The 5,807-nt window shown below is 57.3% G+C and carries 6 protein-coding genes; all 6 read left to right on the forward strand.

Features of this window, described 5'->3' with window-relative positions; all coding sequences use genetic code 11:
* A partial coding sequence (locus EPO09_RS14660; RefSeq protein WP_290644066.1) for an ATP-binding protein occupies nucleotides 1–905 on the forward strand: 905 nt, incomplete at its 5' end.
* A gap of 14 nt (nucleotides 906–919) precedes the next feature.
* On the forward strand, nucleotides 920–1,621 hold the full coding sequence (locus tag EPO09_RS14665; RefSeq protein ID WP_290644067.1) for a response regulator: 702 nt from the start codon (nucleotides 920–922) through the stop codon (nucleotides 1,619–1,621).
* Between the two features lie 324 nt (nucleotides 1,622–1,945).
* On the forward strand, nucleotides 1,946–2,137 hold the full coding sequence (locus EPO09_RS14670; protein WP_290644068.1) for a hypothetical protein: 192 nt from the start codon (nucleotides 1,946–1,948) through the stop codon (nucleotides 2,135–2,137).
* A 305-nt stretch (nucleotides 2,138–2,442) separates the two neighbouring features.
* Entirely contained in the window at nucleotides 2,443–2,928 is a 486-nt protein-coding gene (locus tag EPO09_RS14675) for a hypothetical protein (protein ID WP_290644069.1), read from the forward strand.
* 41 nt (nucleotides 2,929–2,969) lie between these two features.
* Nucleotides 2,970–4,787, forward strand: a complete 1,818-nt coding sequence (locus EPO09_RS14680) for a hypothetical protein (protein ID WP_290644070.1) — start codon at nucleotides 2,970–2,972, stop codon at nucleotides 4,785–4,787.
* Nucleotides 4,788–4,951: 164 nt separating this feature from the next.
* The coding region (locus EPO09_RS14685; protein ID WP_290644071.1) for a cache domain-containing protein at nucleotides 4,952–5,807 on the forward strand (856 nt) is incomplete at its 3' end.

The following is a 5,807-nucleotide window of genomic DNA, read 5'->3' on the forward strand; positions in this document are numbered from 1 at the left end:
CTTGCATGGTGGTGCCACTCAAAGCCATCATGCGGACACGAGGTGTCCTGATCATCGAGCCCGTCAAAGACCGTTTGCCCAGTCCGGAACAGCGGCAACTGCTGGAGACTTGTGCATCCTTGTTGGCGATCTCCCTGGAACGTATTCACTACATAGAAGTGGCGCAAGCCAGCACCGTTCAGATCGAATCTGAACGCTTGCGTAATTCGTTGCTGTCGGCCATTTCGCATGATTTGAGAACCCCCCTGGCGTCCTTGGTCGGGCTGGCGGATACGCTGGAGCTGACCAGCCCGGCGCCAACCGAACAGCAAATGCTGATCGGCCGGGCTATCCGGCAATCTGCTGTGCGCATGAGTGCCTTGGTGAGCAACTTGCTGGACATGGCTCGCCTGGAGGCAGGGGCTGTTCAACTGAACAGGCAGTGGCTGCCACTGGAGGAGGTTGTGGGGAGTGCTTTAGCTCAGTGCGACGCACAGCTTGGCCAAAGGCCTGTTAGCGTAGATCTGGCCGGCAACTTGCCACTGCTGCATCTCGATGCGGTGCTGTTTGAGCGCGTTCTCGTGAACTTGCTGGAGAACGCAGCCAAGTACACACCAGAAGGTACGCCGATCGGGATCAGGGCGCGAGCCGGGAGTGGCCAGGTCGTGATCAACGTCGAAGATGGCGGACCGGGCTTGCCACCGGGCAAAGAGGCGTCCATCTTCGAGAAATTCGAGCGAGGCAACAAAGAGAGTGCCACCCCCGGTGTGGGCCTGGGCCTGGCTATCTGTCGGGCAATCGTGCAGGCCCATGGCGGCGCGATCACCGGGACCAATCGCGAAGAAGGCGGCGCACGCTTTACCATTACCCTGCCTCAGGGGCTGCCGCCCTCCGATGATGGCAGCGAATTGTTGACACAAGCGTAATGCAGGGCATCTCCATGGGTGACATCCACGCTCGGGTTCTGATCGTCGAAGACGAGGTCGATATCCGTCGATTTGTTCGCCTCACGCTGGAGTCGGAAGGTTGTGAGGTCTTCGAAGCCGATTGTGCGAAACGCGCATTGATCGAAGCTGGCACCCGGCGCCCAGACGTGATCGTGCTGGACCTGGGGCTGCCGGATGGGGATGGCGTGGAACTGATCCGTGAGATCCGGACCTGGTCACCCGTACCCATCGTGGTGCTGTCTGCCAGAAGCAGTGAGGGCGACAAGATCCTGGCGCTGGATGCTGGCGCCGACGACTACCTGGTCAAACCTTTTGGTGCGGGTGAATTGATGGCCCGCATGAGGGCTCAGTTCAGGCGGCATCTTCATCAGACACCATCAGGAGAAACCGAAATCCGGTTTGGAGAGATCCGTGTGGACCTGCTCAACCGCCTTGTCGAGCGACAAGGTGAGCCGATTCATCTGACACCCATCGAGTACAAGCTGCTGACACACCTTGCCAAGCAGCCAGATCGAGTTGTCACACATCATCAACTGCTGAAAGCCGTCTGGGGGCCAGGGCATGACGAAGACATGCACTATGTCAGAGTGCACATGGCCAATTTACGTAAGAAGGTCGAACTTGATCCATCCAAGCCTCAGCATCTGTTGACTGAGGCGGGGATTGGCTATCGCTTTGTGAGGCCGAGGGGGTGAATTGCGTAGACCACCAATCGCACATTAGCGAATCTCAAGCAATTCACTGGGTTGCTTCGACCAACTTCTCCAGTAAGCCCTACTAGCCCATAACCGGGAGCCAGCACGCTGGCTCCTGCTTAAGCTCATCTCATCTGTTCATGGCGTACCTTTTTTGGACGCCGCGCTGAGCTTGATCTGAATGGCATGACAAATAAATGTGGCGCAACTGCGCACTTGCCTTTGGCGCGGTAATGAAGTTTGCGAGAAATGTGGCGTAACTCCTCAGTCGAGGTCATATAAATCAATGACTTAGCGTTGCTGAGTTGTTGTGCCAAGAAATGCTTGAAATTTGTCGCCTTGCGCCATGATTTGGTTTTTCCAGACCAAGCGTTTGCACGCGTTTTTGTTGAAGTGGCGCCTCCAATTGCCTTATCCCAGCGCAACTTTTGGTTAAGTGCTCACATACACCTGGCGCCCTTTTTCATTGGTAAATCAATGATTGGCCTTGCAGTGGCTTACAGCGGCATGCATTGACAGCCACTAGATGGTGGGGGGAGAAAGCAGATGCTCCCCCAGTCGCAGTTACTCCGCCTGTGATCGATATCGACAGGCAATTTCAGCCGATTAATGGGCCTGAGGATCTTCATCCTATCGAGTTGAGTTGTGTCTCCGTGCCAGTAGACGACGAGCGCGCCTGCACGGCCAAGATGAAGCACAATGACCTCCAAAGTCAAGACGGAAAGGTGCATGGGCGATTTCGTAAATCGCCAGCAAGCCGTGCCTACCCATCTGACGCTGGAAATTCAAAACTGGCGCTGAATGCGCATTAAGGGAGGAAGATGGCACTCGTCATTAAGAAATGGTATGCCGCCAATACCGCTAACGAAAAGGGCAATTACGTGCATCTGGTCGGTCGCGAAGCCGGGCTCTTTGCATGGATTCTTTCGGTGCTCAGGCTAGATCCGACCACCGAGATCGAAATCAAGAACGATCTACTTGTGTTCACATCGTCTTCACTGTCTGGGCACACCACCCGCGTGATTCCGATGCGATCGCTGACCTCTGCGTTCTACGGGTACGAGAAGCCCTGGAAGGAGGCCATCTTGATCACTGTTTTGTTGGCGCCTTTTGTTATTGGCTTTGTGATCGGTCCCTTGTACTACTTTCTCAACAAGACCTTGGCCATCGGTGTTGTTGAGGGTTCTGGTTGGACAGGTGGCTTTGCCTTTAAGCGCTCCGTCATCGAAGGCCAAAACATTGATGAGAAGCAGGCTCAGAAGGTGATCGAAATTGTGCGAGACATCATCGAGCGCAAGACGACCTAAGGTGCGTCTTTGAACACCTGATTGAATTGGTAATCCAGCACATGAGTTACGACTACAGTTCAGAGTCGAAGCAGCTTGAGTTGCCCAACCCCTACCGGGTCCAGAACTCGCTGCTGTGGATCAGTGGCGCGGTGATGCTTTTGGGCGGGCTCATCTGCCTGTGGTGGGGGCGCCAGGATCTCTCGCAGGCCCATGCTGTGGACGGAACGCTCCCCATCGGCGTTGGCCTGGGGCTTCTGTCCTCGGGTCTTTGGGCCGTCGGCCGGGCGGCCACACGATTGCGGTTCTTCTTCGGGCGAAAGCGGCCCAACTCGTTGGCGGTCGACCTTCCGCCCGGAGCCATTGGCACGTCCGAGCCAGCGCGTTTGCTGCAGGAGGTCTTGCGACAAGGGGCGCTCGAGTATCCGGAGCCACAAGGGCCAGTCCAGGGGGTGCTGTACAACCTGGTACCGCATCTGATCACGGCGCCGACGCAAGTGCAGGAATTGGCGCGCAAGCAGTTCTTCAATCTGGTGGCGCTTGGCGTGACGTTCATCAGTTTTTGCGTTGCCTTGCTGCTCGTCACGCGAGATGAGTCAAAGCCATGGATCGCGTTCGCCTATTTCGGATTTGGCGCCGCTTACCTTCTCAGGCCGGTGATTTCCCAGTCCAAAGCCAAGCTGACCTTGGGCTCTGTAGTCGGCTTGATCGCTGCCGCCATCCTTGGGCCCGTGGTAATCGGCACTTTCGCAAAAGCCCTGCCATCCCTGAATGGCTTTTCGGTTCTGCCGCAGACCGTGGTGATGCTGATCAGTGGCTTGGCCGCAGTGATCCTCACTTTGTTGGCCATTCTTGCTCAGGTCACGCAGCCTCCGGGGACACGGACGAGCGCCGAGCTGCAGCGCCTTTCTGCCAACGTCCCGCCCTCGCTGCTTATGGATGAGCTAGAGCGACGGTTTCAAGAGACGTGGACAGAGAAGATCCCGAATCGCCGGTATGCGCGTAGCGAGCCAGTCATCGATCCTCAGCGCCACGCTGCGCCGTTTGCCGGCGAGCTGTTCGAGGAGACGCAGCCCATGCCATTGGGTGGCAGCACGGCGCCGGACTTGAAGTCGGCCTTGACGTCGTCGCGTCATAAGTGGATTGCGGTATTGGACCTGTACGGGACAGTGCTTGCCGTGGCGGCCGTCGTGATTGCGCTGGCCTTTGTGAAGTCCTTCAATGTCTCGCTGCCATTCGATGAGCAGCACTTCTCCTTGATGGGTATCGCCAGCATCCTGCTGCTGGTGGCGCTGTTCTGCCAACACTCTGCGGCTGAGCTGTGGGGGAGATTTGACTTTGAGTCGAACTTGGTCTGGGTCGAATTTGTCGGGACTTACCAGACGTCGACCATCGGCACAGGCAATGTGGTGTCCAGCAAGATCAACACGCACAACGAGGTGGTGCGGGTTGAATCCATGACGCTGCGTGTCTGGCGTGCTCGGATCGAGTCCGTGGCGTTCAGCAAGGATGGCGAGCGGCGCATCACAGCCATGTTCTCCACCGACAAAGAAGCGAGGGATCTAGCGCAGCACCTGGCCGAGTTTGGCCAATCTCAAAGCAGCCTGGTCGCTCCGACGCAAGCGGATCAGGCTCGAATCGCGGCGTTGGGCGCAACAGAGAATCAGTTTGCCAAGTTGATCGATGCGCCTGCGCTAACGGACACCAAGGCGCAATTGCAGCAGGCAATCATTGGCGCATCAGGTGTTGACGCGACGACTTCGACGGAGGTTCAACCGCAAGGCGCTCATCAAGATACCGCGCCAAAATACTGTCATGCCTGCGGCCAGCAGTTGGTGGCAATGGCCCGCTTCTGTTCCGCTTGTGGCGTTCAAGTCTGAATGCGGTACGAAGTTTGAACAGGTTTCATGCGGGTTGTAGTGCGAGAAAATGCCGGTCGATATGAACTCGCGGATGCGCCTGAATACGCATTTGTGCGAAATGAAAAAACCTAAAGAAGCGGGCGAGCGATCCGAATAGCCGTCATCGGGTTATCGGACGCATCATGTTCGCCAAACTATCCATCCAGAAGAAGCTCATCCTGGGCTTGACGGGCAGCCTCATCCTGACCATCGGCATATCGTCGGCGGTGGGCATATGGCTCATTGGCGATCGGTTGCTGGAGCGCGCCTCGAATGAGGAGCTTCCGGTCAATGTGACGGCCATTCGCAATGACATCCTCCAAGTGATTGCGGGTCCGTTGGCCCAGTCTCGCGCCATGGCGGTCAATCCCGCGCTGTTGGCATGGGAGTCTGACGGTACGCCCGACGAGCGGGAGCCCGCCTGGCAGGCCTATGCGGGCAAGCTCAAGGACGTTGCAAAGGCCTCCAGCGTCTACTGGGTGTCAGAGTCGACAGGGCGGTATCACACCGATAAAGGGTTGGAGCGCACCCTCAGTCGAGGTGCCGCGTCAGATGCCTGGTTTTATGGGTTCCTGTCTGGGGGCAAGCAGCTCAGCCTGGATCTGGATGTTGACAAGTCCAACAACGTGCCCAATCTGTTCATCAACGTTGTGTTCAAGACCGATGCTGGCAAGCGGGGCGTCACAGGTTTGGGCCTGGCGGTGGACAGCCTGACAACCCTGATCAAGAACTACCGCATCGGGCAGACCGGGCATGTGTTTCTGGTTCGCCCCGACGGCTCGGTGTTGCTGCATGGTGACCCCAGTGTCACGAGCGCGCGTCCTAAAGTGGTGGACATGACCGGTTGGAGTGCGCCGGTGTTGCAGCCGCTGATGAATGGGCAGCCCCAGGCCGTATCGCGTCGGGATTCGGATCAGGGGCGCATGATGGTGGCTTCCTCTTTTGTGCCTGAACTGAACCTGTACGTGTTTGCCGAGGTGCCTGAATCTGAGGTGGCTG

Origin of the sequence: Aquabacterium sp., from assembly GCF_004297345.1 — a bacterium.
Classification (GTDB): Bacteria; Pseudomonadota; Gammaproteobacteria; order Burkholderiales; family Burkholderiaceae_C; genus Aquabacterium.

Excerpts from the sequence above, each read along its gene's own strand:
- EPO09_RS14665 (WP_290644067.1), top strand. The coding sequence starts at position 920 with ATGGGTGACATCCACGCTCGGGTTCTGATCGTCGAAGACGAGGTCGAT.
- EPO09_RS14675 (WP_290644069.1), top strand. The coding sequence starts at position 2,443 with ATGGCACTCGTCATTAAGAAATGGTATGCCGCCAATACCGCTAACGAA.
- EPO09_RS14680 (WP_290644070.1), top strand. The coding sequence starts at position 2,970 with ATGAGTTACGACTACAGTTCAGAGTCGAAGCAGCTTGAGTTGCCCAAC.